Annotated in this window: 24 protein-coding genes; 11 read left to right on the forward strand and 13 right to left on the reverse strand. The window is 67.2% G+C overall.

Annotated features, from left to right (window positions below; translation table 11 throughout):
* Window positions 1-209: 209 nt before the first annotated feature.
* The 3 genes from AC07O0_RS04480 to AC07O0_RS04490 are packed head-to-tail and all read left to right on the forward strand — an operon-like array spanning window position 210 to window position 2,880.
* A complete protein-coding gene (locus tag AC07O0_RS04480; RefSeq protein ID WP_494620388.1) occupies window positions 210-1,241 on the forward strand; it encodes an AAA family ATPase in 1,032 nt (343 codons plus the stop codon).
* Window positions 1,238-2,497: a vWA domain-containing protein gene (locus AC07O0_RS04485; protein ID WP_494620390.1), complete on the forward strand. Its 1,260-nt coding sequence runs from the start codon at window positions 1,238-1,240 to the stop codon at window positions 2,495-2,497. Before AC07O0_RS04480 ends, AC07O0_RS04485 begins: the two co-directional genes overlap by 4 nt.
* Entirely contained in the window at window positions 2,494-2,880 is a 387-nt protein-coding gene (locus AC07O0_RS04490) for an LCCL domain-containing protein (RefSeq protein ID WP_494620392.1), read from the forward strand. The genes AC07O0_RS04485 and AC07O0_RS04490 overlap by 4 nt, the downstream gene beginning before the upstream one ends.
* A gap of 9 nt (window positions 2,881-2,889) precedes the next feature.
* Here AC07O0_RS04490 and AC07O0_RS04495 read toward each other — a convergent pair whose 3' ends face one another.
* From AC07O0_RS04495 to AC07O0_RS04520, 6 genes are all read right to left on the reverse strand, one after another.
* A complete protein-coding gene (locus AC07O0_RS04495; protein ID WP_494620394.1) occupies window positions 2,890-3,906 on the reverse strand; it encodes an ABC transporter ATP-binding protein in 1,017 nt (338 codons plus the stop codon).
* Window positions 3,903-4,886: an ABC transporter ATP-binding protein gene (locus AC07O0_RS04500; RefSeq protein ID WP_494620396.1), complete on the reverse strand. Its 984-nt coding sequence runs from the start codon at window positions 4,884-4,886 to the stop codon at window positions 3,903-3,905. Before AC07O0_RS04500 ends, AC07O0_RS04495 begins: the two co-directional genes overlap by 4 nt.
* A complete protein-coding gene (locus AC07O0_RS04505) occupies window positions 4,883-5,464 on the reverse strand; it encodes an endonuclease domain-containing protein (RefSeq protein WP_494620398.1) in 582 nt (193 codons plus the stop codon). The genes AC07O0_RS04500 and AC07O0_RS04505 overlap by 4 nt, the downstream gene beginning before the upstream one ends.
* Window positions 5,465-5,550: 86 nt before the next feature.
* On the reverse strand, window positions 5,551-6,480 hold the full coding sequence (locus tag AC07O0_RS04510) for an ABC transporter permease (protein WP_494620400.1): 930 nt from the start codon (window positions 6,478-6,480) through the stop codon (window positions 5,551-5,553).
* Window positions 6,477-7,454: an ABC transporter permease gene (locus AC07O0_RS04515; protein WP_454025990.1), complete on the reverse strand. Its 978-nt coding sequence runs from the start codon at window positions 7,452-7,454 to the stop codon at window positions 6,477-6,479. Before AC07O0_RS04515 ends, AC07O0_RS04510 begins: the two co-directional genes overlap by 4 nt.
* A 147-nt stretch (window positions 7,455-7,601) precedes the next feature.
* Complete coding sequence (locus AC07O0_RS04520; RefSeq protein ID WP_494620402.1) at window positions 7,602-9,203, reverse strand: ABC transporter substrate-binding protein; 1,602 nt, start codon at window positions 9,201-9,203, stop codon at window positions 7,602-7,604.
* Between the two features lie 204 nt (window positions 9,204-9,407).
* Between AC07O0_RS04520 and AC07O0_RS04525 the strand changes: the two genes are divergently transcribed.
* The gene (locus AC07O0_RS04525) at window positions 9,408-10,340 is read left to right on the forward strand and encodes a LysR substrate-binding domain-containing protein (RefSeq protein ID WP_494620404.1); all 933 of its coding nucleotides are present in this window, start codon (window positions 9,408-9,410) and stop codon (window positions 10,338-10,340) included.
* A 6-nt stretch (window positions 10,341-10,346) separates the two neighbouring features.
* Here the strand turns inward: AC07O0_RS04525 and AC07O0_RS04530 are convergent, their stop codons facing one another.
* Together AC07O0_RS04530 and AC07O0_RS04535 are read right to left on the reverse strand one after the other, a co-directional pair.
* Window positions 10,347-10,583 carry an Lrp/AsnC ligand binding domain-containing protein gene (locus AC07O0_RS04530; RefSeq protein WP_061964496.1) on the reverse strand — a complete coding sequence of 79 codons (237 nt, stop codon included), beginning with the start codon at window positions 10,581-10,583 and terminating at the stop codon, window positions 10,347-10,349.
* A gap of 50 nt (window positions 10,584-10,633) precedes the next feature.
* Complete coding sequence (locus AC07O0_RS04535; protein ID WP_494620407.1) at window positions 10,634-11,458, reverse strand: alpha/beta hydrolase; 825 nt, start codon at window positions 11,456-11,458, stop codon at window positions 10,634-10,636.
* Window positions 11,459-11,605: 147 nt separating this feature from the next.
* Here AC07O0_RS04535 and AC07O0_RS04540 point away from each other — a divergent pair, with 147 nt between their 5' ends.
* From AC07O0_RS04540 to AC07O0_RS04550, 3 genes are read left to right on the forward strand one after another with little or no spacing between them, the layout of a single operon-like run.
* Entirely contained in the window at window positions 11,606-12,619 is a 1,014-nt protein-coding gene (locus AC07O0_RS04540; RefSeq protein WP_494620409.1) for an asparaginase, read from the forward strand.
* A gap of 51 nt (window positions 12,620-12,670) precedes the next feature.
* Window positions 12,671-14,347 (forward strand): SulP family inorganic anion transporter, encoded by a 1,677-nt coding sequence (locus tag AC07O0_RS04545; RefSeq protein WP_494620411.1) that lies wholly within the window; start codon window positions 12,671-12,673, stop codon window positions 14,345-14,347.
* A complete protein-coding gene (locus tag AC07O0_RS04550) occupies window positions 14,344-14,961 on the forward strand; it encodes a ParB-like protein (protein WP_494620413.1) in 618 nt (205 codons plus the stop codon). The genes AC07O0_RS04545 and AC07O0_RS04550 overlap by 4 nt, the downstream gene beginning before the upstream one ends.
* 3 nt (window positions 14,962-14,964) lie before the next feature.
* Here the strand turns inward: AC07O0_RS04550 and AC07O0_RS04555 are convergent, their stop codons facing one another.
* Together AC07O0_RS04555 and meaB are read right to left on the reverse strand one after the other, a co-directional pair.
* Window positions 14,965-16,341, reverse strand: coding sequence for a TIGR03808 family TAT-translocated repetitive protein (locus tag AC07O0_RS04555; RefSeq protein ID WP_494620415.1), 1,377 nt, complete (start codon window positions 16,339-16,341; stop codon window positions 14,965-14,967).
* Between the two features lie 51 nt (window positions 16,342-16,392).
* Window positions 16,393-17,367: a methylmalonyl Co-A mutase-associated GTPase MeaB gene (meaB, locus tag AC07O0_RS04560; protein WP_494620417.1), complete on the reverse strand. Its 975-nt coding sequence runs from the start codon at window positions 17,365-17,367 to the stop codon at window positions 16,393-16,395.
* A 127-nt stretch (window positions 17,368-17,494) separates the two neighbouring features.
* Here meaB and AC07O0_RS04565 point away from each other — a divergent pair, with 127 nt between their 5' ends.
* Complete coding sequence (locus AC07O0_RS04565; protein ID WP_494620419.1) at window positions 17,495-18,586, forward strand: alpha/beta hydrolase; 1,092 nt, start codon at window positions 17,495-17,497, stop codon at window positions 18,584-18,586.
* An 83-nt stretch (window positions 18,587-18,669) separates the two neighbouring features.
* Window positions 18,670-19,671, forward strand: coding sequence for an alpha/beta hydrolase (locus AC07O0_RS04570; protein WP_494620421.1), 1,002 nt, complete (start codon window positions 18,670-18,672; stop codon window positions 19,669-19,671).
* A 39-nt stretch (window positions 19,672-19,710) separates the two neighbouring features.
* Here AC07O0_RS04570 and AC07O0_RS04575 read toward each other — a convergent pair whose 3' ends face one another.
* The 3 genes from AC07O0_RS04575 to AC07O0_RS04585 form a co-directional block, all read right to left on the reverse strand.
* On the reverse strand, window positions 19,711-22,143 hold the full coding sequence (locus tag AC07O0_RS04575) for a penicillin acylase family protein (protein ID WP_494620423.1): 2,433 nt from the start codon (window positions 22,141-22,143) through the stop codon (window positions 19,711-19,713).
* 145 nt (window positions 22,144-22,288) lie between these two features.
* The gene (locus AC07O0_RS04580; protein ID WP_494620425.1) at window positions 22,289-22,849 is read right to left on the reverse strand and encodes a GNAT family N-acetyltransferase; all 561 of its coding nucleotides are present in this window, start codon (window positions 22,847-22,849) and stop codon (window positions 22,289-22,291) included.
* Window positions 22,850-22,882: 33 nt separating this feature from the next.
* Window positions 22,883-23,341 (reverse strand): Lrp/AsnC family transcriptional regulator, encoded by a 459-nt coding sequence (locus AC07O0_RS04585; RefSeq protein WP_326877319.1) that lies wholly within the window; start codon window positions 23,339-23,341, stop codon window positions 22,883-22,885.
* Between the two features lie 138 nt (window positions 23,342-23,479).
* On the opposite strand from AC07O0_RS04585, the gene AC07O0_RS04590 reads away from it, so the two are divergent.
* Both AC07O0_RS04590 and AC07O0_RS04595 read left to right on the forward strand, forming a co-directional pair.
* Window positions 23,480-24,763: a cystathionine gamma-synthase family protein gene (locus tag AC07O0_RS04590; RefSeq protein WP_494620427.1), complete on the forward strand. Its 1,284-nt coding sequence runs from the start codon at window positions 23,480-23,482 to the stop codon at window positions 24,761-24,763.
* Window positions 24,760-25,602 carry a lytic transglycosylase domain-containing protein gene (locus tag AC07O0_RS04595; RefSeq protein WP_494620429.1) on the forward strand — a complete coding sequence of 281 codons (843 nt, stop codon included), beginning with the start codon at window positions 24,760-24,762 and terminating at the stop codon, window positions 25,600-25,602. The genes AC07O0_RS04590 and AC07O0_RS04595 overlap by 4 nt, the downstream gene beginning before the upstream one ends.
* The last annotated feature ends 138 nt before the right edge of the window (window positions 25,603-25,740 follow it).

Here is a 25,740-nt window from a genome sequence, read left to right on the forward strand (position 1 = left end):
ACTTGTGCCGTAGGAAGAACGGGACCGGGTTTGGCGCGTAAACACGCGGGGATCGACCAAAACCGCGGGGGGCGCGCGCCCCGTGAAACAGCCGTGAAACAAAACTAAACATTACAAAGAAATAATGATTTCAAGGGCCTCCGCTGTTGCAGACTGCCTCTTGTCGCGCACCGCCGATTTGTCTCGGCGAGCGTCTTCGGGAGGGGTTGATGGAAGCGACGCGATCCGCCTTCGAGGAAGTCGTCTCGTTGCGGCAGGCCAAGCAGCTGATTCAATGCATGGCGCATGAGCAGAGCTTCCTGCTGCTCTCGCCGCCGGGACTTGGCAAGTCGGAGCTGGTCTATGAGGCTGCGCGCGAGGCGGGTCTGCCCTGCCGTTCATTGCTCGGCACCCAGATAGCCCCGGAGGACGTCAGCGGCATTCCGCGCATCGTCGGCGAGCGCTCGGTCTTCTGCCCGCCGCGCGTGCTGCTGCCGGAAAAGCCGGAGCCGTTCTGCCTGTTCCTCGACGAATTGCCGGCCTGCTCGCCCGACGTCCAGAAGGCGTTCTATTCGCTCCTGCTGGAGCGGCGGCTGGGCGAGCATGCCCTGCCGAAGGGCACCTGGGTCGTTGCCGCCGGCAACCGCCTGCAGGACCGCGCTCTGGTGCGGGCGATGAGCTCGGCGCTGGTCAACCGCGTCACCATCCTGCAATTGCGCGTTGATACAGCCGACTGGCTGGCCTGGGCCCAGCGCGCCGGCGTGCGCGCCGAGATCCGCAGCTTCATCGCGACGATCCCCGACGCGCTGATGCGGCCGGTGCCGGCCGAGCCCGTGCCGTTCTCGACGCCGCGCGCCTGGACGCTGCTGTCGCGGGCGCTCGACATGGCCGACAAGGCCGGCTTCCTCAGCAACGAGCTCAGGCGCGCGCTCGCCTTCGGGCGGCTCTCGCCGGAGGACGCCGTGGTGTTCTGCGCGCTCGCCGAGGATGCGATCGGGGCGGTACGTCCGCTCGACGAATACCTGCGCAAACCCGAGTTGCTGCCGAAGGGCGATTCGGCCCGCTGGTTCATCCTCGACTGCATCCGCCAGTTCGTCAGGGACGGGCGCGCTGAGGGCATCAAGCCGGCGGTGATCAACCGCTTCCTGCGCAGCCTGTCGCATGAGCACCAGCTCCTCGTCCTCAACGACATGGTCGAGACCTGGGGGGCGCTCGGAGCGGACCGCGCCATGTACGAGATCCTGCGCAAGGTCGCGGCATGAGCCCGGGGCCGGAGCTCTCGGCTACCGACCGCGCCACCCATGTGCGGATCATGCGGGGCCTGCGGCTGGTCACGGCGCCGTTCCCGCATCTGGCCGGGCTCGCAGCTGCCGTGCGCGTCGAGATCGACGAGCGCGTGCCGACCATGGGCGTCTTCGCCTCTGGCCGGCTACTGGCGAACCCGGCCTTCACGGCGAGACTCTCCGGCGACGACCTCGTCTTCGTGCTCGCCCACGAGCTGCTGCATCTGGCGCTGCGGACCCATGACCGCGCCCGCGGCAGCGCCGCGCTCGAGTTCAACTACGCCCACGACTACATCATCAACGACATGCTGCGGCACGCGCTCGGAACCACCAAAATCCCGGCGGGCGGGCTCGACATGCAAGGCGCCCGCGCGCGCTCGGCCGAGGATATCGTGCTCGAGATGCGCCGCACCGGCAGCTACATGTCCTCGCGCACGCAAGTCTGGGAAGGGCAGGCGGTGACCGTCGAGCAGGTGCTCGGCGCAGCGCGTCAGGCGCCTGCCGGCGCGATGGGCGATGCGCTCGACGCCCAGCGCGAGCGCGAGCTTTTCCCTGAGGACAGCGCCGACCAGGCCGAGCGAGCGCGGGCGGTCCGTGATCTTGCGGCCCGCGGCATGGTGCTGGCGAAGGCGATGGGCGCCCTGCGCGGCAGGGGCGACAGCGCAGGCGGCCAGCAGCAGAGCGTGCGGGCGCAACGCGGCTTCTTCCACACGCCCTGGCATGTCGCGCTCCAGGCCTGGCTTGAAGGCGCAGCGCCCGGCGAGCGCACCTATACCCGCGCCTCGCGCCGCGGCAACGACCATGGCGACGTCGTGATGCCCGGCCGCAAGCGCCACTCCTGGATGCTCAACGTCATCCTCGACACCAGCGCCTCGATGGGCGACGACATTCCGAAGGCGCTCGGCGCCATCGCCGATTTCTGCGATGCGGCCGGGGTCGACGAGATCCGCGTCGTCCAGTGCGACACCGTCGTCACCTCAGACGAGGTGCTTTCTCCGGCGGCGCTCGCCGACTACCAGATCAGTGGCTATGGCGGCAGCGACCTGACGCCGGCGCTCGCCGCTCTGGCAGATGACCCGCGCGTGAGCTCGGCGATCGTCATCACCGACGGCGACATCACCTATCCGAGCGAGGCCGTCCCTTACGCGGTGCTGTGGGCGCTGCCGAAAGCGTCAGCCTCGTTCCAGCCGTCCTATGGGCGGGTCGTCGTCATGCAAGCGGGAGGCGCATCGTGAAAGTCGTTCAGGATCTCGTCGCCTATTTCGACAAGCGCGGAAAACTGTCGCGCCGGCAGCTCAAGCAACTGCTCGATCAGAACTCCATCGCTTCGGACGCGCCGACCAACATGCACGGGCTCTGCGAGAAGGTCGGCGCCGTCTACTATTTCCGCGTCACTGGTGTCCTGGAAGGCCAGCTCTGGGGCACGGACATCTACAGCGGTGACTCGACGATCGGCGCTGCCGCCGTGCATATGGGCCTGCTCAAGCCGGGCAAGAGCGCCGTCTTCAGGATGACGGTGGTGACGCCGCCAGAAGAGTTCCCGGGCACCGAGCGCAATGGCGTCACCAGCACCCAGTACGGGCGCTACCAATATGCCTGGCAGCTCTCGCCGATCTGAGCCGCAGCTTTAGGCCGCCAGCGCGCCGACGCCGCCGTCGTGCAGATGACAGGCCGCGACATGGCCCGTGGCGATCTCCTTGAGCGCCGGCCGCTCGACCCTGCAGCGCGGCCCGGCCTGCGGGCAGCGCGGGTGGAAATGGCAGCCGGAGGGCGGGTGCAGCGGCGAGGGGATCTCACCCTTCAGCGGGGCGAAGCGCTTCTTGCGGGCCGTGATCGACGGCACATTGGCGAGCAGCGCCTGCGCATAAGGGTGCTGCGGACCCTTGAACAATTCGCTCGCCGGCGCCGCCTCGACGACGCGGCCGAGATACATGATCACGACCCGGTCGGAGAGGTGCCTGACCACCGAGAGATCATGGCTAATAAAGAGATAAGTCAGGTTAAGTTCGTCGCGCAGCTTCATGAAAAGATTCAGGACTTGGGCCTGAATCGATACATCAAGTGCGGCGACGCTCTCGTCGCAGACGAGGAACTGCGGCTTGACCGCCAGCGCCCTGGCAATGCCGATGCGGGCGCGCTGGCCGCCGGAGAACTGGTGCGGATAGCGGCGGCGATAGGTCGAATCGAGCCCGACCCTGTCGAGCATCTCGGCGACATAGGCGTCCTGCTGCGCCTTCGGCACCAGCCCGTGCACGACCGGCGCCTCGCCGACGATGTCGGTGACGCGCAGGCGCGGGTTGAGCGAGGACATCGGGTCCTGGAAGATCATCTGGATGGCGAGCGTCGCTGCCTTCCGCTCCTCGGCCGACATCTCGTCGGTGTAGCGCCCGCGCCAGGAGACGCGGCCGGAACTGGCATGGTGGACGCCGGCGACGACGCGCCCGAGCGTCGACTTGCCGCAGCCGGATTCGCCGACCAGCCCGACCACCTCACCCTGGCGGATCGAGAGGTCGACGCTGTCGACGGCGTGGACCGTCTGCTCGCTGTAGTTGGCGCCGAGCAGGTTGGCGAATTTCGAGGCGGCGTCGAGCGGCTTGGTGAAGCGCTTCGAGACGCCTTCGAGCGTGAGGATTGGCGTGCTCATGCCGCGACTCCGGCGAGGTTCAGCGGGTGGTGGCAGCGGGTGGCGCGCTCGCCCGGGAAGGGGGTCGCCTCAGGCGCGATGGCGAGGCAGTCGGCCTGCGCATAGTCGCAGCGCGGTGCGAAGGCGCAGCCTTGCGGCAGGCGCGCCAGCGAGGGAGTCGAGCCCCTGATCTGGCGCAAGGGCGCGCCGGGCTCACCCTCGGCCGGCAGCGAGCCGAGCAGACCATTGGTGTAGGGGTGGAGCGGGGTGTCGAGCACCGGATCGACCGGGCCGGTCTCGACGATGCGGCCGGCATACATCACCGCGATCCGGTCGGCGAGGCCGGCGACGACGCCGAGATCATGGGTGATCCAGACCAGTGCCGTGCCCGTGTCGGCGCAGAGCGACTGCATCTCGGCCAGGATCTGGCTCTGGATGGTGACGTCGAGCGCAGTCGTCGGCTCGTCGCAGATGATCAGCGGCGGGCGATGTAGCAGCGCGATCGCGATCGCGACGCGCTGGCGCATGCCGCCAGAGAACTGGTGCGGATAGGCGTTGAGCCGCTCCTCGGGCGAGGGGATGCCGACCTTGGCCAGCGCATCGCGGGAGCGCTCGCGGGCCGCCTTGTGCGAGACCTTGTCATGGGCGGTGACGGCCTCGATCATCTGCGTGTCGACACGCAGGACCGGGTTCAGCGTCATCATCGGGTCCTGGAAGATCATCGCGACTTCGCGGCCGCGGACCTTGCGGAAGCCCTCCTCGTCGAGCCCGACCAGCTCCTTGCCGTTGAGCTTGATCGAGCCCTCGACGATTCTGCCGGGCGGATCGATCAGGCCCATCACCGAAAAGCCGGTGACCGACTTGCCCGAGCCGGACTCGCCGACGAGGCCGAGCACCTCGCCACGATTGACCCGGAAGGAGACGCCGTCGACCGACTTCACCGTGCCGGCGCGGGTGAAGAAATGGGTTTTCAGGTTGGTGACTTCTAGGACGGGGCTCATGGCTTTTGCTCGCCGCTGGCGTCCGCCTTGTCGAGAAAGGCGCGGGAGCCCTCTCCCGGCACGGGGGAGGGTTGGGAGGGGGCAGCACCGACGCTGGTCAATCGTGGCGCCGGCCCCCTCTCCAGCTCTCCCCCGTTCCGGGAGAGAGAGTTGGTTCCTTCGCCATCACGGGTTAGCGGTTCGCTGCTCATCGTTGGCAGGGCGGCATAGGCACTTGGATCGAGTTCATTACCCAGGGCCGCCTCGATCGTCAGCATGACGCTCTCGAACTCGTTCATCACTTGCCAGTTGCTGAAGCGCAGCGTGCGGTAGCCCTGCTCGGCGAGCCAGGCGTTTCGCTGCTGATCGGTTGCCGCCTGACGCCCCCAACTATGTTGATCGCCGTCGACCTCGACGACCAATCCGGCAGCTTTGCAGAGAAAATCTGCGATGTAGGGACCGATTGGCGCCTGTCTGCGAAAATGAGCGCCGCTGCGATGAGCCTTGAGCCCGGCCCAGACACGTTTCTCGCAACCAGTCATATCGCGACGCAGGCGGCGCGCTTTGTCTCGCTGCTTCGGGTCGACGTAGGTCGGCATTGTTGCTGCCCCCTCCCAAACCCTCCCCCGTTCCGGGAGAGGGCTTTGCGTCGCGGTTCCGGCGAAAACTGGAACAGCGATCATCGTCACTTCTCCAGCCGCGGGTTGAGCACGTCGCGCAGGCGGTCGCCGACCAGGTTGATCGAGACGATCGTCATCAGCAGGGCAAAGCCGGGGAAGACCGAGATCCAGTAGCTGCCCGAGAGCATGTACTGGAAGCCGTTGGCGATCAGCACGCCGAGCGAGGGCTCGGTCTGCGGCAGGCCGACGCCGAGGAAGGACAGCGTCGCCTCCAGCGAGATCGCATGGGCCGTCTGCACGGTGACGATGACGATCACCGGCGCCAGGCAATTCGGCAGGATGTGGCGGAAGACGGTGCGGGCATGGGACAGGCCGAGCGACTGCGCCGCCTCGACATACTCCTTGCGTCGCTCGACCAGTGCCGAGCCGCGCACGGTGCGGGCGTAGTAGGCCCACTGCACCATCACCAGCGCGATGATGATCTTGTCGACGCCCTTGCCGAGCGCCGCGACCAGGATCAGCGCGACCAGAACCGACGGCAGCGAGAGCTGCAGGTCGACGAGGCGCATGATGATGGTCTCGGTACGCCCGCCATTATAGGCGGCGATCAGGCCGATCGCCGCGCCGATCGTCGCCGCCAGGATGCCGGAGAAGGCGCCGACCATGAGCGAGATGCGCAGGCCGTAGAGGATGCCCGAGAGCAGGTCGCGGCCGACGCCGTCCGAGCCGAGCCACATGGTGAAGCCCTCGCCGGAGACGGCGCCCGGCGGCTGGCGCGAATCCATTACGTCGACGCTGGCGAGATCATAGGGGTTCTGCGGCGCGATCAGCGGGGCAGCCAGAGCCAGCAGCACGATCAGCAGGAAGAGGGCGAGCCCGAACAGCGCCAGCCGGTCCTCGGTGAAGGAGCGGACGAAGCGCCGGAACGGCGTCTCCTCCTTGGCTGGGGCGGCCGGCGGCGTGACCGCGGCGGAGGGCAAAGCGGTGTCGCTCATGATGTCGCCTCCGTCAGACGCACGCGGGGATCGAGCGCCGAATAGATCAGGTCGACCAGGAGGTTGATGGTGACGAACAGCACGACGACGACCATGACGTAGGCGACGATCACCGGCCGATCGAGCCTTGTAATCGCCTCGAGCAGCAGGCGGCCGATGCCCGGCCAGGCGAAGATCGTCTCGGTCACCACCGAGAAGGCGACGAGCGAGCCGAACTCCAGTCCGAGCACGGTGACGATCGGGATCATGATGTTCTTGAGGATGTGCACGCCGATGATCCGGCTCTGCGACAGGCCCTTGGCCCGGGCGAACTTGACGTAGTCCATCAGCGCCGCCTCGCGTGCGCCAGCCCGCGCCAGGCGGATCACCAGCGAGATCTTGAGCAGCGCCAGGTTGAAGGCGGGCAGAGCGACATGCTGCCAGCCCTTGAGCGTCAGCAGTGAGGTCTCGATGCCGAAGATCGAGACTGTCGGCCCGCGCCCCGTCGCCGGCAGCCAGCCGAGGCTGACCGCGAAGGTCAGGATCAGCATCAGGCCGACCCAGAAGGTCGGCAGCGAGAAGCCGAGGATCGAGACCGCCATGATGAAGCGCGACAGCCGGCTCTCCGGCTTGAGGCCGGCATAGAGGCCGAGCGGCAGGCCGATCACGATCGCCAGCACCAGCGCGACGAAGGCGAGCTCGAGCGTCGCCGGCATCCGGTGCAGGATCAGCTTGATCGCGGATTCGCCATGGACGAAGGAGCGGCCGAGATCGCCCTGGGCGGCGTTCTTCAGGAAGACCAGGAACTGTTCCCAGATCGGCCGGTCGAGCCCGAGCGCGCGCGCCGTCTCGGCGATCTGCTGCTGGTCCATCTCGGGCGAGATCAGCATGTAGATCGGATCGCCGACGACGTTCACGCCGAAGAAGACGATCACGAGCATCGCCGCGATGACGAAGAGGGCTTGCGCCAGGCGGCGCAGGACGAATGCCAGCATGGTCCGGTGCCTTCCGCATCGGAGTGCGGAACGCCACCCCATCCGGCAGGGCCGGTGGGGTGGCAGCTTCGCATTTCAACAAGAAAAGAGTGTCGCGCGGTCAGGACCGGGCTTCAAGCCGGTCCTGACCAGGATCGACGGAACCGGTCAGTCCTTACGAATGCCGGTCGCGAGCGTGTACTCGTCGGTGCGGGCCTGGACCTTGACGCCCTTGCGCGAAGCCCAGGTGTTCAGCTGGTAATGCGTCGGGATCAGGCCGACATCGTTCATGCTGATGTCCATCGCCTCGGCCAGGGCGGCGTCGCGCTTGGCGTCGTCGACGGTGCTCAGCGCCTCGACGAGCTTGGTGTCGAAAGCCGGGTTGGAATAGCGGCCGCGATTGGTCGCACCCATGCCCTTCTGCGGATCGAAGGTGGCGAGCAGCGCCTTCAGCGAGTCCGAGGATTCGCCGGTGCCGGCGCCCCAGCCGACCAGGATGAAGGAGAACTCCGGCACATTGCCCTGGCCGCCCTGCGAGGCGCGGGTGAAGAAGTTCGCCGACGGCAGCGTCTCGACCTCAGTCTCGATGCCGAGGCGCGAGAACATCTGCGCCACCGCCTCGATGATCTTGGTGTCGTTGAGGTAGCGGTTGGTCGGCCCGTGCAGCTTCATCTTGAAGCCGTTGGGATAGCCGGCCTCGGCGAGCAGCTTCTTGGCGCCGTTGAGGTCGAAGGCGACCGGCTTCAGCTTCTTGGAGGTGCCGAAGAAACCGTCGGGCAGGAGCTGGCCGGCGGGGATCGCCTCCTTCTCCATGATGCGCTCGACGATCGCCGGGCGGTTGATCGCCATCGACAGCGCCTGGCGGACCTTGAGGTTGCGCAGCGGATTCTTGATCTCTGAACCGTCCTTGCCCTTGATGAAGGGCGAGACCTCGCGGAAGTGATCCATGTGGAAATAGATCACCCGGTTCGAGACCGTGCTGGCGACGCTGAGCTTGGCGTCACCCTTGAGGCGGGCGACGTCCGAGGTCGGCACGTTCTCGATCACGTCGAGGTCGCCGGCGAGCAGCGCGGCGACGCGGGTCGGCGCCGAGGTGATCATCCGGAAGGTGACCTTCGACCACGGCTCCTTGCCGCCCCAATAGCTTTCGTTCGGGGTCAGCACGACGCGGTCGCCGGCGACGTATTCGGCCTGCTTGTAGGCGCCGGTGCCGCCGGTGGTGCACTTGCCGAGGTTGAAGTCCTCGGTGGTGGTATCCTTGCACTTGGCCGGGATGATGCCGAAGGTCGAGAGGTCGGTCGGCACCAGCGGCGCCGGCGCCGCGGTCTTCACGCGGACGGTGAAGTCGTCGACCTTGGTGAACTCCTTGCCGCGGACATAGGCGGAGAAGCTCGACGGGCTCTTCGGCACGTTCGGCGCGCGCTGCATGGTGGCGATCACGTCGTCGGCCGTGAACGGCGTGCCGTCATGGAACTTGACGCCCTGGCGCAGCTTGAACTCCCAGGTCGTGTCGTCGATCGCCTTCCAGCTCTCGGCGAGCAGCGGCTTCAGCGCCTGCTTCTCGTCCTGGCCGACCAACGGCTCGTAGATGTGCCGCGACAGCATGTTGTTGGGCGAGACGTTGTGATAGTGCGGATCCATCGCGCTGAGCTCGGCCGACAGGCCGATCTTGAGCTCCTGGGCCGATGCGAGCCCGGTGATGGTCATGACCGGAGCCGCCAGAATGGCGAGCTTGAGAGCTTTCAGCCCGTTGGCGCTGAACGTTTTCATTCCGAACCTCCCGATGGCTTTAAGGCGCCATCTTTAACAACTGAGCCGCGGGTGGCGAGTCGCCGGATTGGCCGGTCTGCCCCTGATCTCGCCCGGTCGGGCTTGTAGAACGATTTCATATACCTGTAAATTATACGGCACGCGCTATGATATAACTTCGCTGCATAGGCGGATGCGGGGCGCGGATAGGGGCCGGACGCGACCATGGTGAACACGGCGAGCGCCAAGCGGCGGCCTCCGAGCCTGCGCGAACTCGAAGTGCTGCAAGCTATGATCGCGACCCGCAAGACCGTGGCAGCAGCACAGATGCTCGGCATTTCGCAGCCGGCAGTGTCGCGGGCGCTCGCGGCGCTGGAGGCTCATGTCGGCCTCCCCCTGTTTTCGCGCGAAGGCGGCAGGCTTGTGCCCACTGCAGACGCCTTTGCGCTGGACGCGGAGGCGCAGCCGATCTTCGCAGCGCTCGACCGGCTGAATCGATGGCCCGGACAGGCGGCTCAGGCGAGCGTGCTGCGCATCGCGACGCCGCCAACCCTGGCCCAGCTCGTCCTGCCGCCGGTGCTGGCGGAATTCCGTCGGCAGGAGCCCGATGTCGTCGCCAATGTCGAGATCGACACCAGCTCGACCGTGATCACGCAGGTTGCCGACCGAGCAGTCGATCTCGGGCTCGTCGACATGACGGCATCACATATCGGCATCCACGGCGAAGTCATCCGCGAGGCAGTCGCGCATGTCCTGATGCCGGAGGGGCATCGACTTGCCGAACGCGAGGTGCTCGGACCGCAGGACCTCGCCGACGAACCCATCATTGCTCTTGCGCGGCGTTTTCCCGAGCGCATCAAGGTGGAGCGGGCCTTCGCCGATGCTGGGGTGACCCTTCGCCTGGTCGGGGAAGGCACGGCAGCCGTCTTCGTCGCCGAGATGGTCCGGCAGCGCGTCGGGCTGGCCTTGCTGAATCCCTTCCCCCTGACGCTCGGCGGCATGCAGGGGCTGGTGGCCCGTCGTTTCGCGCCTGCCATCGCCTATCGGACGATGCTGCTGTTCCCCTCCGCCGGCTCCGTCGTGCCGGCGGCGCGCCGTTTCGCTGATCTGCTCGTCTCGATGCAGCCCGAGGACGGCCTGACCATGCCGGTGAGGTAGCGCGCCTCAGAACGCCTTGAAGGTGATGATCGTGTGGGTGTCGGCAATCTCGGGGATCGACTGCACCTTCTGCGCGACGAAATGGCCGATATCGACATCGGCCGCGACATGGAACTTCGCCAGGATGTCGTAGTTGCCGGCAGTCGAATAGATTTCCGAGGCGATCTCGCGGTCGGCGAGTTCGCTGGCGACCTCATAGGTCTTGCCGAGCCTGCATTTGATCTCGACGAAGAAGGTCTGCATCGCGCGCTCCGGAATCCTGTCGCCTCTGGATAGAGCCTGTTGCGGGCGGGTCAAGCGCCGGCGAGTTCGGCGATGCGGCGCGTCATGGCGCTTTCGGGATCGGGGATCGTCTCCAGCACGGTGAAATGGTTGGCGCCGTCGATCCCTTCATAGCGGGTGCGCACGCCTTCGAGGCCCCAGACATCAGTCAGCCGCCGGCTCTGCTTGAGATATTCGGCGCTCTCGGCCCCGCCGACGACCGCATCCATCACCAGCCCGGACGGCGCCGGCCAGAACAGTGGGCTCTCGCGTTCCGCCCCCTCGTGCGAAAGGCCGAGCGCCTTGTTGATGCTGGTTTCGGTCAGCGGCTTCAGATTGTAGAGGCCGGAGATGCCGTAGGCGGCCGGGACGATCTGCTCAGGCAGCTCCGGGTCGACATTCTTCCAGTCTGTCGCCAGCAGGCAGGCCGAGAGCTGGCCGCCGGCCGAGTGCCCGGCCGCGACCACCGGCAGGTTATAGCGCCGCCAGATCGCGGCGGCGGCTTGCTGCAACTCCCAGACGATGTGGCCGACCTCGACCTGTGGGCAAAGGTCGTAGCCCGCGACAGCAACCGGGACGCCGCGCAGGTTCAGCCCGCGCGCCATGTGCGAGAAGAAGCTCGGATCGAGCGCCTGCCAGTAGCCGCCATGGATGAAGAGCACGATCGCCTGGCTCTTCACTGCCTCCGGCTTGAACAGGTCATAGGTCTGGCGTGGGCCCTCGCCATAGCGGACGCCGAGCTCGCTGACGGCGACCTCGCGATAGGCCGCCGCATCGCGGGCCCAGCCGGCGATGATATCGGGATGCTCCGGCACGCGGGCGCGATTATTGTATTCGGTCTCGTAGTCGACGGACATCGGATCCTGATCTTGCTGCGCCTCGGCTATAGCCGCCGGCTCGGTTCAGGAGCAGTTTGCGCCATGCGCACCCGGCCGGTCGAGGTCTTTTGACAGAGGCCGCGGCAAACGCGACAAGACGCAGCCTCGATCGCGCCGGAGCCGCCCATGGACAACCCTGTTCTCGCCGAAGTCACCCGTGGCAGCACCGTCGAATCGCGCCATCGCGGCTCGGTGATCGTCGTCGATGCCGACGGGGCCGTGGTGCTCTCGCTTGGCGATGTCGAACGTCCGGTCTTCCCGCGCTCGGCGGTGAAGGCGCTGCAGGCCTTGCCGTTGCTCGAAAGCGGCGCCGCCGATCGCTTCGGCCTCACGCTGGCGGAGATCGCGCTCGCCGTCGCCTCGCATTCCGGTGAGGAGCGCCACGCCGAAACCTCGCTCGCCATGCTGAAGAAGGCTGGCCGCGACGCCGCCTGCCTCGAATGCGGCGCGCACTGGCCGATGGGGGAAGCGGCGGCGCGCGCGCTCGCCAAGGTCGGCCGCGAGCCTAGCGCGCTCAACAACAACTGCTCAGGCAAGCATGCTGGTTTCGTCTGCCTGTCCTGCGGCATCGACGAGGATCCGGCTGGCTATGTGAAGGCGGGTCACAAGGTGCAGCAGGCGGTGCGCGCCGCGCTGGAGGAGGTGACGGGCGCTGCCCATAAGGCCGAACTCTCCGGCACCGATGGCTGTTCGATCCCGACCTATGCCGTGCCGCTGAAGGCGCTGGCGCTCGGCTTCGCCCGCTTCGGAACCGGCAACGGTTTCGGTCCCAAGCGCGCCGAGGCGGCGCGGCGTATCCGCGAGGCGGTCGCTGCCAACCCGTTCATGGTCGCCGGAACCGGCCGCTTCGACACCCGCTTCATGGAGGTCTTCGGCGCCCGCGCCTTCATCAAGACCGGGGCCGAGGGCGTCTATTGCGGCACCTTGCCGGAGCTCGGCTACGGCATCGCGTTGAAATGCGATGATGGCGCCGGCCGCGCCACCGAGATCGCCATGGCTGCGCTGGTCGAGCGCTTCCTGCCGCGGCAGGGAGGCGACGAGGAAGCGTTTGCACCGTTCCGCGAGACGGTCATGAAGAACTGGAACGGCATCGAGGTCGGCCGCGTCCGTGCGGCAGAGGCGCTGCGGCCGCGCGCTTGACGGTGATGGCATCCAGGCGCGACGCTTGCCGCCCACCTTCGGTTCCGCGCGATGCCGCCTGCTGCCGTACCAGCTGAGAGTTCCATTGCTACAGGCCGCGCCAGCTCCTTCGGCCGCGACCTGCTGGCCGGGCTGACGCTCGCCGCGATCACCATCCCCGAACAGATGGCGACGGCCAGGCTTGGTGGCTTCGAGCCGCAGATCGGTTTCTACGCCTTCATCGCGGCGACGCTCGGCTTCGTCCTGTTCGGTGCGAGCCGCTTGCTGACGGCCGGTGCGGATTCGACGATCACCCCGATCTTCGTCAGTGGCCTCGCGGCGCTGGCCGCTGGCGGCGCGATTCCGCCGGGCTCGGCGACCCTGCTCGCGCTGCTGGTCGGGCTCGCACTTGTCGTCGCCGGCCTGCTCCGGCTCGGCTGGATCGCCGATCTTCTCTCCGTGCCAGTGCTGACCGGGTTCCTCGCCGGCATTGCCGTCCATATCGCCGTCTCGCAATTGCCCGGCCTGCTCGGCATTCCCGGCGGCGGCCATCACATTGCCGAACAGCTCTCCGCACTTTGGCGCGGGCTTGGCAGCATCAACCTGATTTCGCTGGCGATTGGGGTCGCGACATTCGCGATCGTGAACCTGTGCGAGCGCTTCGCTCCGCGCGTGCCCGGTGCGTTGCTCGCGCTCGTGGGGGCGACGGCTGCGGTCGTGCTCTTCAAGCTGGAGGCGCGCGGTGTTGCCGTGCTCGGCGCCTTGCCGTCAGGCTGGCCGAGCTTCGCGCCGCCCGAACTCGACTGGGCCGATATCCGCAGTCTCGTCCCGCTCGCGCTCGTCATCGCGCTGGTGGTGATGATGCAGACGGCGACGGTGAGCCGCTCCTTCCGCGATCCCGATGGTGCCGAGCCGAAGGTCGACCGCGATTTCATCGGGCTGGGCGCAGCGAACTTCTTTGCCGGGCTCGCAAGCACCTTTCCCGTCAACGCCAGCCCACCGCGGACGGCGGTGGTTGCCGAGAGCGGCGGACGCTCGCAGCTCGCGGCGGTGACGGCGGCGCTGATCGTGCTTGCGCTTGCGGTCGCCGGCGGCTCGCTGCTGGCGCAGGTGCCCGTGGCGGCGCTGGCCGGCGTGCTGCTGTTCGTGGCGCAGCGCATCGTCCGAGTCGAGGTCATTCGGCGCATCGGCAGCCAGTCGCGGACCGAGTTCGCACTCGTCTTGCTCACGGCGCTCGCCATCGTCTGGCTGCCGGTCGAGACGGGGGTCGCCGTCGGGATCGGCCTGTCGCTGCTGCACGGTGTCTGGATGACGACGCGCAGCGAGCCGATCGAGCAATTGCGCATTCCCGGCACGACGATCTGGTGGCCGCCCGAGCCCGGCCATCACGGCGAACAAGTGGCGGGTGTGCTTGTGGTCGCCTTTCCGGCGCCGCTGCTTTTCGCCAATGCCGAGATCTTCCGGCGCGGCGTGCTCGGGCTGCTGACAGAGCGGAAGCCGAGGCTGCTCGTGCTCGATGCCGGCGGTATCCCCGCCATCGACTATACGGCGGCGCAAGGCTTGCTCGCTGTCGCCGATGCCTGCCGAGAGCTGGGCGGCAGCTTCGCGATCGCCCGGGCCGAATCCGTACGCGCGCTCCAGGCGTTGCAGGATTTCGGCGTGGTCGCCGAGATCGGCGCTGAGCATGTCTTCCACAGCGTCGAGGAGGCGGTGAGGGCGCTTGCGCCGGCCGCGAAGGAGTTGTCATGAGCTATTCGGTCGAACCGCGCCTGCACCCCGTCGCCATCGCCGAGCTGAGGCCGACGCAGATCACCGTCGGCCTGCGCGAGGTCGAGATGAAGCGCATCCATTGGCGGGCCGAGCGCGAGGAGAAGGGCGCCGACTTCCTCGGCCGCCACGCCGTCCCGGTCGTCATCGGCCCCAAGCGTCGCCTCTATCTGATCGATCATCATCACCTTGCGCTCGCCTTGCAGCTGGAGGGCGAACAGGAGGTGCTGATTGCCGAGGTCGCCGACCTGTCGCGGCTCGGCAAGGGCGAGTTCTGGAGCGTTCTCGACAATCGCAGCTGGATGCATCCCTTCGATGCGGAAGGCCGACGGCGCAGCCAGGACGAGATCCCGCGCAAAGTCTCCGGCCTCGTCGACGACCCCTACCGTTCATTGGCGGGCGCGCTCCGGCTTGCTGGCGGCTATGCCAAGGCTGAGGCTCCGTTCAGCGAGTTCCTCTGGGCCGACTTCCTGCGCCGCCGGATCAAGCCCGCCCTGGTCGAGCGGTTCTTCGCCAAGGCGCTACGCAAGGCGCTCGATCTCGCCCGGTCGCGGGAGGCCGAGCATCTGCCTGGCTGGTGCGGTCCTTCGGACTGAGCGTCAGCCGACCGCGTTGCCTTCGATCCGGATGCCGGTAGCGCGCTTGTCCTCGCCCCTGGTCAGGTCGCCGGTCACGACCTTGCCGTACTCGGTGCCGACCACCGCGCCGAGCTTCGCCTCGTTGATCACGTTGTTGGCGATCAGCGCATTGCGCTCCTTCGGGATGAGCGAGACCGAGATGCCGATCCCGGTGCGCCGGACGACATTGCCTGTCGCCACGAGATTGCGCATCGCCCAGGACCAGCCGAGCGAGATGCCGACCTCGCTGGCGTTCTCGATGACATTGCCGGTGACCGCCGCCTCGGCTTCGACATGCACGCCGAGGCCGCCAACGGGCTCCTTGCCCTTCGGCGCCAACCCCTTCTGCGCATTTCGGATGATGTTGTTGGCGAAAACCGAAAGACGCCCACCATGGTCGAGATTGGTGATGTTGGCGCCCTGCGCGCAATCCTCGACGAGATTATTGGCGATGATCGCACCCTCGAAGGCGAACTCCGAATAGAGCGCGGTCTCGCCGCAGCGGCGGCCCTGATTGCCGAGGATCTGCACGGCGGAGCCGGAATTGTTGCGGATGAAGGTCAGCGCGCAGTCGCGTAAGCTGTTGCCTTCGACGATGACGCCGCCGGCCCGGTAGAGGCTGATGCCGTTGCCGTTCGGCCCGTCGCCGCCGGCATCGCTGCGGATGCGGTTGAGGCGGTTGCCGCGGATGAGGCTCTGGTCGTCACCTGGCTGGCTGCGCCAGAGCTGGATGCCGTTGTTGCCGCAATCCTCGACCGTGTTGGCCTCGATCGAGAGACCGCGCGAGTCGAGCGAGAACAACGCCGAATCCCGCATCGAGCGGAAGCGGTTGCGCTCGATGCGCCCCGCGGTGCGATGGAGCGTCAGCCCGACCGAGCCGGCATTGGCGAACTCGCAGTCGGACACAGCAAGGTCGAGCACCTCCTCGACAGCGAAGAGGCCGCTGCGTTGGCCGAGCTTGATGTCGAGCCCATCGAGCACGATCCCGGAGACGGCAGCGCGCTTGATGCGCCGCGCCACCAGCAGCGGCCCGGCCTGTGCGGCGACGAACTGGGTCGCACCGGGAACGCCGATCAGCCGGGCATTCTCGGGCAGGACGACATTGCTGATGCGATAGCGGCCGGGCGCGACGATCAGCGGAGCATTGTGCTTGGCGGCTTCGACCAGGGCAGCCTGGAGGATACGCGACTGATCTTCAGCCGCGCCGGGACGGAGGCCGAACTGCGCCGCCTCGAGCCCGAGCGCGCCAAGCGGCGCCGCGCTATTCACCCGCGGGGCCTGTGCCAGAGCGGGACCGGCGCAAGCCGCCGTCGTGCCGAAAAGGGCCGTCCGCAGCCAGTCGCGGCGCGAAAGCGTCATTGGAGCCTCCATCATGGCCGGAGGCTTTCAAAATGCGTGCCGTCAGCTAGCTCACAGGCCGAGCGCCTTCGCGATCTCGTCGGCCGCGGCGGTCGGCGCCATTTCGCCCGCCGCGACGGCGGTTTCAAGCTTCGGCGTGCGCGCCTTCAGCGCTGGGTCGTGCCGGAGCTTGGCCTGCAGCCGATCCTGTACCATCGCCCACATCCACTTGACGTCCTGCCGTCTGCGCTTCTCGGCGATCAGGCCTTTCGCCTCGAAGCGCGCACGGTGCTCCTCGATCTTCGCCCAGAGCGCGTCGAGCCCCGCGCCGGTCAGGCCGGAGATCGTCACCACAGGCGTCGACCACAGCATCGAGGCGGGGGCGAGGATATGCAGCGCCGCCTTGTACTGCGCGGCCGCGGCGCGCGCGGCGGTCGCGCCCTCGCCATCGGCCTTGTTGACCGCGAGCATGTCGGCGAGCTCGATGATACCCTTCTTGATGCCCTGCAATTCGTCGCCGGCATTGGGCAGCATCAGCACCAGGAAGAAGTCGGTGAGGTCGGCGACCGCCGTCTCCGACTGACCGACGCCGACGGTCTCGACCAGGATGACATCGAAGCCGGCGGCTTCGCAGAGCAGCATGGTCTCGCGCGTCTTGGCAGCGACGCCGCCGAGCGTGCCGGAGGAGGGCGAGGGGCGGATATAGGCGTTGGGATCGACGGCGAGCTGCGCCATCCGGGTCTTGTCGCCGAGGATCGAGCCGCCGCTGCGCGTCGAGGACGGGTCGACCGCGAGCACCGCGACCTTGTGGCCCTGTTCCGTGAGATAGCTGCCGAGCGCGTCGATCGTCGTCGACTTGCCGACGCCGGGCACGCCGGTGATGCCGACCCGGATCGCCTTGCCGGTATGCGGCAGGAGGCGGGAAAGCAGGGCCTGTGCCTGTTCGCGATGATCGGCGCGCCGGCTTTCGGCGAGCGTGATCGCCCGCGCCAGCGCCGCGCGCTCGCCCCTGAGAATCGCATCGCCGAGCGCTGTGAGGTCGACCATACCCGCTGGTAGCAAGAGAGTGTTCGCAGCGGAAGCAACGCTTTTTTGCCGACGGCGCTCCATCGAGGCTCTTGCTAACAGGCGGGGACGGTGAGACGAGTCGCGCGGGGTGCGGAGAGTCTGTTGCGTGTCCGGCTTACGGATTGTCGTTCTCGTCTCGTTGGCGCTGGTGCTTGCCGCCTGTGGCGGCCCACCGCGCGTCCTGGTCGTGTCGTCGGCTAGACCCGAGGACACAGCCGGCACGGTCAGCATCTTTGTCGCGACCTCGCGCGCCTCGACCAAGCAGCCGGAATATTTCAGTGGTGAGCGCAGTCCGGCGGTCGCCTTTGCCCGGCTCGATATTAGCGTCCCGCGCAGCCACCAGGTCGGCAAACTCGAACTCCCGGGCAGCGTCACGGCTGCCGGCGATCCAGCCAGCCATTTCACCGTCGGTGGTGTCAAACTCCTCTCCGAGCCGGAGATGTTGAAAGAAGTGAAGGGGGCGGTCGCTCAGCGGCCACAAGCCGACCGTGAGGTGCTCGTCTTCGTCCACGGCTACAACACCAATTTCGCCGACGCCGCCTTCCGTTTCGCCCAGATCGTCACCGATTCCGGCTTCAAGGGCGTGCCGGTGCTGTTCACCTGGCCATCGCGGGCGCAGCTCTTCGCCTACCCCTATGACCGCGACAGTGCCGATTTCTCGCGCGATGCGCTCGAGACCGGTTTGCGCGTCATCGCTCGCGATCTCGGCGCCAACCGCTTCGACATCCTGGCGCACTCGATGGGGACGCTGCTGACCGTCGAGACCTTGCGCCAGGCGGCGATCCGCGGCGACGGCAGCTTCGGTGGCAAGCTGCGCAATGTCATGCTGGCCGCGCCCGATATCGATCTCGACGTCTTCAAGACCCAGCTCGCCGCGATCAAGCGGCCGGTTACCGTCTTCGTCTCCTCGGATGACCGCGCGCTCGATTTTTCGCGCCAGTTCGCCGGGGACAAGGCCAGGCTCGGGGCCATATCGGAGAAGGATGCCGAGATCGTGGCCGATCTCAGCCGCGCCGGCGCAAGGATCATCGACTTGTCGAAGGATCGCAGCGGCGACGACTACAACCACGGCAAGTTCGCGACCACTCCGCGCGTCGTCCAGATGATCGGACAGCGGCTCGGCGCCGATGGCCTGGATGGCAGTACACTCGGCATCGGCCGCACTGAATCGCCGGACTTCGTCGCACGTGACAAATAGCTGCCTAATTCTGGCCGCGTTGGTCTGGCCTTAAGGGTTTCGCGGCCAGAAGGTCCGCGCACCCCCATTTCCGGACCTAGCCAGTGAATTCGCCTTCGCGACACGCCGTTTCACGCCGCTCCTTCGTCGCCCTGCTCGGGGCGGGGTTGGCCGGCTGTGCGCAGAGCGAGGCCTCTATCTCGCCCTTCGTCGGGCCGGCGGATTCATCCAGCTTCGGCAAGGAGCCACAGCTGCTCGTCGCCACGACGCGCAAGCCGACCGGCGATCGCGCGCCTTATTTCGGCTCCGAACGCGGCAGCGGCTTGACCTTCGCCGAGGTCAGGCTGTCGGCGCCGGGCCGCGGCGTTGCCGCGCAGGTGAGCTCTGTCGTCAGCGGCGACTGGGCCGTGCTCGGCGTGACCCGCCGCAGTGCCAGCGATGCTGCCCGCGCCTTCTCGGAGGCCGCGACCGGCCGCGACGTGCTGCTCTATGTCCACGGCTTCAACGAGACCTTCGAGACGGCCGCCCGCAGCGCCGGCCAGCTTTCGCATGCGCTCGCCTTCGAGGGGCGCACGGCGCTGTTCACCTGGCCGTCGGGCGGCGGTCTGCTCGCCTATGCCTATGATCGGGAAAGCGCGCTCTGGTCGCGTGACGGCTTCGTCCAGACCCTCAAGGCGCTGGTCGCCAACCCGACGATCGGGCGGATCAACATCGTCGCGCATTCGATGGGCAGCTTCCTGACGCTGGAAGGTCTGCGCGAATTGCGCGATTTCGAGGGGCTGTCCGACCGGATCGGCGCCGTCGTGCTGGCTTCGCCCGATGTCGACATCGACGCCTTCGAGCAGACCGTGCCGCGGCTCGGCCCGATCGCCCAGCGGATGACGGTGATCATCGATCCCGGCGACAAGGCGCTGGCAGTCTCCTCCCGCCTTGCCGGTGGCGTCGCCCGCGCCGGCGCCGCCGACCGCGAACGGCTGGAGCAGCTCGGCGTGCGCGTTGCCGATACCGCCGGCCGTGGCTGGAGCCTGCTGCGCCACGACCTCTTCCTGACGAACAGCGAGGTGACGCAGGTCGTGCGGCGAGCGATCGACCGGGCGCGCTCCTGAGAACGGAGGCCAGCGCCTCCGTTCCAGGTCCTTGTCGCGTCAGCCGGCGGGCTTGAGCGTGATGACCGAGCGGGCCGCCTTCTCGATCGCCTCGCGGGAATAAAGCAGCGGCGCATAGTCACCGGCGGCCCAGAGCGGCGCGAGATCGCGGTAATGCGGGCTGTAGGCGTCGCCCGACTGCCCGGGCGTGTTGATGAAGCGGCTCTCATCCCAGTTGCCGACGTCAAGCACCATGCGGAACGAGGCGCCCGCGGTCACCTTGAAGTCGGAGATCCGGTAGGAAGCAGCGCGCGGGCTGAAGGCCGAGCCGCCCATGGCGAGCCGGCCGACATTGAGCTGCGCCCGGTCCGGGCCGCCGGCGAGCGGTGAGAGCGCGTGGTCGAACTGGGCATGGTGGATCTTGCCCCAGTTCCAGCCCGCGACATCCGGTCCGAGCGACTGGCGCAGCTCCTCCATCGCCGCTTTCAGCGTCTCGAGCAGCAGGGCGTCGCGTGCCGCCTTCGGATCGGCGCCGAGCGCGCTGTCGGGGGCTTCGAGATAGGCGACCACCGCAGCGACATCGAGCGGACCGATCACGCCGCGCGCCTTTTCCGGCACGGCCTTTGCCGTCAGTGCGCGGCCGAGATGTTTGCTCATCCAGACCTCGGAAAGCGCAGCGGCGGCGCTGTCGACCGCCGTCTCGTGGTTCCAGCCCTTGATCAGCTTGAGGCCTTCGGCGGTGACCGGATCGTCCGAGGACAGCGGCGCCAGCAGGGCGGCGAGCTTGCGGCCATTGTCGGAGCTGTCGTCGTTCTGCAGCGCCATCGCGTCGGCGAGCGTCACCTTGCTCTTGGTGCCGAGCACGGCCTTGATCCGGTTGATCCGCGAGGGGTCGGACCATTCGTAGCCGATGCGCTTGACCAGCAGCGGATGGTCCTTCGGGATGTTCATCTCGTTGGCGGTGGCGAAGAAGCCCTCGGTCGGGTTGTAGGTCTCCGGTAGCTCGCCTGCTTTCAGGAAGCCGGTCCATTCATAGCGGCCATCGCCGGGGACCGGCATCAGGCCGTCATGGTTCGGGCGCTGCGGCGCCCGCCCGCCGACGATCCAGCCGATATTGCCCTTGTTGTCGGCATAGACCTGGTTCTCGGACGGCGCCCCCCATTCGGCCATCGCCTTCTTGAAGCCGGCCCAGTCCTTGGCGGTCATGTACTCGGCCGAGTTGAAATAGGCCGAGGTGCCTGGCTCGAACCAGACCGTGCGGATCGCGAAGGCGCGCTTCTCGTCGGGCTCGGCCTTCATGATCGGGCCGTGGCGGGTGAATTTGAGCGCGACCTGGCGCGGCGCCTCGCCCTTGACCTCGATCGCCTCGTTGACGGTCCGCATCTCTTCCCAGCCGCTGCCATAGCGATACTGGTTCGGATTGGCCGGGTTGGTCTCGTAGACGTAGAGATCCTCCTGATCGATCGCGAAGATCGTCAGCCCGAAGGCGATCTCACCGTTGTGGCCGATCGAGATGCCCGGCAGGGCCGGCTCACCGCCGCCGATCACCGACAGGCCCGGTGCGTTGAGGTGCACGACATAGCGCAGCGACGGCACGCCATGGGCGCGATGCGGGTCGTTGGCCAGGATCGGCCGGCCGGTTGCAGTGCGGTTCGCAGCGATCGTCCAGTTGTTCGAGCCGATGGTCGAGATGCTGTCGCCGGCCGCGGCGAAGATCGCATCGCGGTCGAGCGCGGCGCGCTTCTCGCCGGGAGCGGCGAAGGTGACCTCGCGGGTCGCGAGATTGTAGTCGTCGAGGATATCCGGCTTGATCGCGCAGGGATCGAGCCCTTCCGGAACCTTGGTCTTCACGCTCGGCTCCAGCACGCGCCGGAAGCGATCCGCCTCGATCCCGGCGGCGCAGGCGACGCGGGCGCGCACCACCTCGGACATCACGTTGCGGGTCAGGCCATGGCTGCGGATGCGCACCACATCCTCGGCGCTCCAGCGATCCGGCAAGGTGCCGGAGACGCGGAAGTCGAGCGGCAATGGCTGCTTGCCGGCCCGCACCTCGTCGACTCGGGCATTGATGCCGGCGACGAAGGCGTCGGTATAGGCCTTGGCGTCGGGGCCATAGGCGGCCCATTCCTTGTCCATCTCGCCGCGATAGAGGAAGAGCCGGGCGGCACGATCCTGCGCGACATAGGACGGGCCGAAATCCCTCGCGAGCAGCCCGAGCCCGCGCTTGCGCCAGAGGTCGATCTGCCAGAGCCGGTCGCGCGCCGCGTTGTAGCCTTGCAGGAACAGTGCGTCGCGGCTCGAGGCGGCGTAGATGTGCGCCACGCCCCATTGATCGAGGATCAGCTCCGCCGGCCCCTGCAGGCCGGCGACGGTCTGTTCGGAACGCTTCACGGCGCTGGACAGCTCGGCCCTGGCGGGCAGGCATCCGGCGATGGTGACGACGGCAATGGCAAATAGCGACGCTGCGCTGTGGGCGCGATCTGCTCTGCTCATGGTGTTCCTCCGTGCGGCCCGTCTTTGGCGACAGTCCTTACGGAGGAGCTTAGGGGGAGAGCGGAGGCTGGCCACCGGCCATGACCACATGGCGGCCCTGCCGCGCCGGCATGTGATCTGGAGCGTTCCTTGCGTGGTTGGACGCTCAGCCCTCGCGCTCGTCCCACTCGCTGCGCAGCAACGTCGTCACATGTTCGATCGTTTGCCGTCCGTCGGCCATGCAGCGGCTGGGAACCTCGCCAGCGGGCCGATACCCCAGTTTGCGCTGCATCGCCCAGGAGTTCTCGTTGCCGTCGAAGTAGCCGTTGATCAGCTTCGTCAGGCCCAGTTCGCGGAAAGCGAACCGGATCTTCCCCTCGAACGCTTCGCGCCCGTAGCCGCGTCCCTGGTAGCCGTTGGCGATCCAGATTCCGCCGCCACCCGTCGCGGCCGTCCGATCGACCTTGTTGAGGCTGATCCCGCCGATCACGCGCTGCTCGGACTTAAGATCGATCGCAAACTCGTAGGCAGTCGGCTGGGTGCTCGCGCTCGCCACCTCTTGGCACCGCCTGACCCAGTCCCTGGCATGCGCTGTCGAATAGGGATGGGGGACGAAGGCCAGCCACCTTGCGACCTCAATATCGTTCAAGCCCAGCGTGAGCTGTTCGATGTCTGCTTCGCTCCAGGGGCGGAGAACGAGGCGGGAGGTTTCAAGTCTGATGTCCACGACGTTGCAGCCTTATCGTCTCGAAAAATGCTTCTAGAGCGGCGGCAGGCCGACCCGCTTCTTGATCGTCGCCAGGGCGAAATTGGATTCGACCGACTGGACGCATTTCAAGCGCGTCATCTTCTGCTTCAGGAAGCGCTCATAGCCCTCGATGCCGTCGGTCAGCACCCGCAGCAGATAGTCCTGCGAGCCGGTCATCAGATAGCATTCCGCCACTTCGGGCCAGTTCTCGACCGCCTTTTCGAACTCGGCGATCTGCTCCGTGTTCTGCTGGCTGAGCCGGACCGAGACGAAGACGCTGAAGGGCAGGCCATAAGCCTTGGGATCGACGATCGCCGAATAGCCCTTGATGACGCCGGTCTCCTCCAGGCGCTTCAATCGGCGCAGGCAGGGCGTCGGCGACAGGCCGACCTTCTCCGACAGGTCCTGATTGGTGATGCGGCCATCCTCCTGCAGGAGGGTCAGCATGCGGCGGTCGATCGTATCGAGCATGATCTGCTCCTCCGGGCGTTCAAGCGAGCAGGAAGCTGCAAAATCTTGCTCTAGAGCACGGATGATCGTTCATGCAATGGCCTTAGGATCGTCCTAGGCTCGCGTCGCGGGGCCGCGCTGGCCGGCGAGGAGGCAGTCATGAGCGACGACAACTATCACAAGGACCGGATCGCCAATCGCCGGCTCCACCCTGAGACCCTGATGATGGGCTATGGCTACTCGCCTGCCATGTCGGAAGGCGCGCTCAAGCCGCCGGTCTTCCTGACCTCGACCTTCGTCTTCGAGAACGCCCAGCAGGGCAAGGATTTCTTCGACCTGACCGCCGGCCGCCGCCAGCTCAAGCCGGGCGAGAAGTCGGGCCTGGTCTATTCGCGCTTCAATCATCCCAACATGGAGATCCTCGAGGATCGCCTGGCGATCTGGGACGAGGCCGAGGCCTGCGCCGTCTTCGCCAGCGGCATGGCCGCGATCGCGACGACCTGCTTCGCCTTCCTGCGCCCCGGTGACACCATCGTCCATAGCCGCCCGCTCTATGGCGGCACCGAGACGCTGCTGAAGAACCAGATGGGCGCCTTCGGCGTCACGCCTTTCGGCTTCACCGACGGCGTCGACGTCGCGCAGATGCGCAAGGTCGCGCAAGACGCCGCCGCCAAGGGCCGGGTCGCGATGATCCTGGTCGAGACCCCGGCCAACCCGACCAACGGCCTCGTCGACCTCGCGGCCTGCAAGGCGATCGCCGATGAGTTGGAGAAGAGCCAGGGCCATCGCCCGCCGGTGGTGGTCGACAACACCATGCTCGGGCCGATCTTCCAGAAGCCGCTGAAGCACGGCGCCGATCTCACCTTGCTGTCGCTGACCAAATATGTCGGCGGCCACAGCGATCTCGTCGGCGGCTCGATCAGCGGCTCGAAGGCGCTGGTGCGGCAGGTGAAGAGCTGGCGCGGCTCGCTCGGCACGCAGCTCGATCCGAATTCCTGCTGGATGCTGATGCGCTCGCTCGAGACGCTCGACATCCGCATGCACCGCGCCAATGAGAACGGCCGCAAGGTTGCCGACTATCTGCGCAAGCATCCGAAGATCGCTAGGGTGCATTATCTCGGCGATCTCGCCGAGGGCGATCCCCGCAAGCCCGTCTTCGACCGGCAATGCGTCGAGCCCGGCTCGACCTTCGCTTTCGACGTCAAGGGTGGCGAGAAGGAAGCCTTCGCCGTGCTCGATAACCTCCAGATCATGAAGCTCGCCGTCAGCCTCGGCGGCACCGAGACATTGGTTTCGCATCCCGCCGCGATGACCCATTCCGGCGTCGCCCGTGAATTGCGCGAGGAGATCGGCCTCACCGACGCGCTGATCCGCATCTCGGTCGGCATCGAGAACATCGAGGACCTGATCTCGGATCTCGCCCAGGCGCTCGACGCCGCGTGAGGGCAGGGCGACGCCGCATTCTCGTCGCGGCGCTCGCCGCCACGCTGCTCGGCGGTCCGGCTTTCGCCGAGCCGCAGACCGAGAGCGTGGCCCAGACCATCTGCCGCCTGATCGAGGGCGCCGCGAAGACGCACGACCTGCCGGTCGCCTTCTTTACCCGTCTGATCTGGCGCGAGAGCAGCTTCCGGCCGAACGTCGTCAGCCCGGCGGGAGCGCAGGGCATCGCGCAGTTCATGCCGGGCACGGCGAACGAGCGTGGCCTCGCCGATCCATTCGATCCCGAGGCGGCGATTCCGCATTCGGCCGCCTTCATCGCGGCGCTGAAGAACCAGTTCGGCAATCTCGGCCTCGCCGCAGCCGCCTATAATGGCGGGCCGAACCGGGTCGCGCGCTGGGTCGAGCGCGGCGGCATGCTGCCCTATGAGACGCAGGCCTATGTCCGCTTCATAACCGGCCGCGGTGTCGAGGAATGGCGGCTTGGCGCCGGCGAACTTCCGCCGCCGGCGACGCGGGAGGAGACCGATTGCCTCGCCACGGTCGCCTCGATCCGGATCACGACACCGGCCGTGCTGGTCGAGGGCGCCTATGGGCCGTTCGGTGTGCAGCTCTCAGGCAACACCTCGAAAGCGCGCGCCATCGCTTCCTATCAGCGTGTCGCCGCGCGCTTCGCCTCGTTGCTATCAGGCAAGCCGACCATGATCCTGGGCTCGGCCGTGCCCGGGCGGGGCAGGGGGCGCTTCTATCGCGTCAGGCTGCCGGCCCAGAGCCTGCGCGAGGCGACATTGGCTTGCAATCGACTGCGGCAGGCCGGCGGGGCGTGCCTGGTGCTGCGGAATTGACGAGACGCGGTGTCGTTCCGGGGCATCGCGCAGCGATGAGCCCGGAACCCAGAACCGATGCCATTTCCGGAACTAGCGCTGCGGTCGCCATGGCTAACGATGGGCCGCGTCGGTTCTGGGTTCCGGGCTCGCTGCTGC

It is taken from the genome of Allobosea sp. GW821-FHT10B12, from assembly GCF_059415545.1.

Bases quoted from the DNA above. Each gene is read 5' to 3' on its own strand.
- AC07O0_RS04485 (WP_494620390.1), top strand. From the start codon at position 1,238: ATGAGCCCGGGGCCGGAGCTCTCGGCTACCGACCGCGCCACCCATGTG.
- AC07O0_RS04545 (WP_494620411.1), top strand. From the start codon at position 12,671: ATGCCGCCTGCTGCCGTACCAGCTGAGAGTTCCATTGCTACAGGCCGC.
- AC07O0_RS04495 (WP_494620394.1), bottom strand. From the start codon at position 3,906: ATGAGCACGCCAATCCTCACGCTCGAAGGCGTCTCGAAGCGCTTCACC.
- AC07O0_RS04510 (WP_494620400.1), bottom strand. From the start codon at position 6,480: ATGAGCGACACCGCTTTGCCCTCCGCCGCGGTCACGCCGCCGGCCGCC.
- AC07O0_RS04535 (WP_494620407.1), bottom strand. From the start codon at position 11,458: ATGTCCGTCGACTACGAGACCGAATACAATAATCGCGCCCGCGTGCCG.
- AC07O0_RS04555 (WP_494620415.1), bottom strand. From the start codon at position 16,341: ATGACGCTTTCGCGCCGCGACTGGCTGCGGACGGCCCTTTTCGGCACG.
- meaB (WP_494620417.1), bottom strand. From the start codon at position 17,367: ATGGTCGACCTCACAGCGCTCGGCGATGCGATTCTCAGGGGCGAGCGC.
- AC07O0_RS04520 (WP_494620402.1), bottom strand. From the start codon at position 9,203: ATGAAAACGTTCAGCGCCAACGGGCTGAAAGCTCTCAAGCTCGCCATT.
- AC07O0_RS04590 (WP_494620427.1), top strand. From the start codon at position 23,480: ATGAGCGACGACAACTATCACAAGGACCGGATCGCCAATCGCCGGCTC.
- AC07O0_RS04550 (WP_494620413.1), top strand. From the start codon at position 14,344: ATGAGCTATTCGGTCGAACCGCGCCTGCACCCCGTCGCCATCGCCGAG.
- AC07O0_RS04505 (WP_494620398.1), bottom strand. From the start codon at position 5,464: ATGCCGACCTACGTCGACCCGAAGCAGCGAGACAAAGCGCGCCGCCTG.
- AC07O0_RS04530 (WP_061964496.1), bottom strand. From the start codon at position 10,583: ATGCAGACCTTCTTCGTCGAGATCAAATGCAGGCTCGGCAAGACCTAT.
- AC07O0_RS04575 (WP_494620423.1), bottom strand. From the start codon at position 22,143: ATGAGCAGAGCAGATCGCGCCCACAGCGCAGCGTCGCTATTTGCCATT.
- AC07O0_RS04585 (WP_326877319.1), bottom strand. From the start codon at position 23,341: ATGCTCGATACGATCGACCGCCGCATGCTGACCCTCCTGCAGGAGGAT.
- AC07O0_RS04500 (WP_494620396.1), bottom strand. From the start codon at position 4,886: ATGAGCCCCGTCCTAGAAGTCACCAACCTGAAAACCCATTTCTTCACC.
- AC07O0_RS04525 (WP_494620404.1), top strand. From the start codon at position 9,408: ATGGTGAACACGGCGAGCGCCAAGCGGCGGCCTCCGAGCCTGCGCGAA.
- AC07O0_RS04480 (WP_494620388.1), top strand. From the start codon at position 210: ATGGAAGCGACGCGATCCGCCTTCGAGGAAGTCGTCTCGTTGCGGCAG.
- AC07O0_RS04515 (WP_454025990.1), bottom strand. From the start codon at position 7,454: ATGCTGGCATTCGTCCTGCGCCGCCTGGCGCAAGCCCTCTTCGTCATC.
- AC07O0_RS04540 (WP_494620409.1), top strand. From the start codon at position 11,606: ATGGACAACCCTGTTCTCGCCGAAGTCACCCGTGGCAGCACCGTCGAA.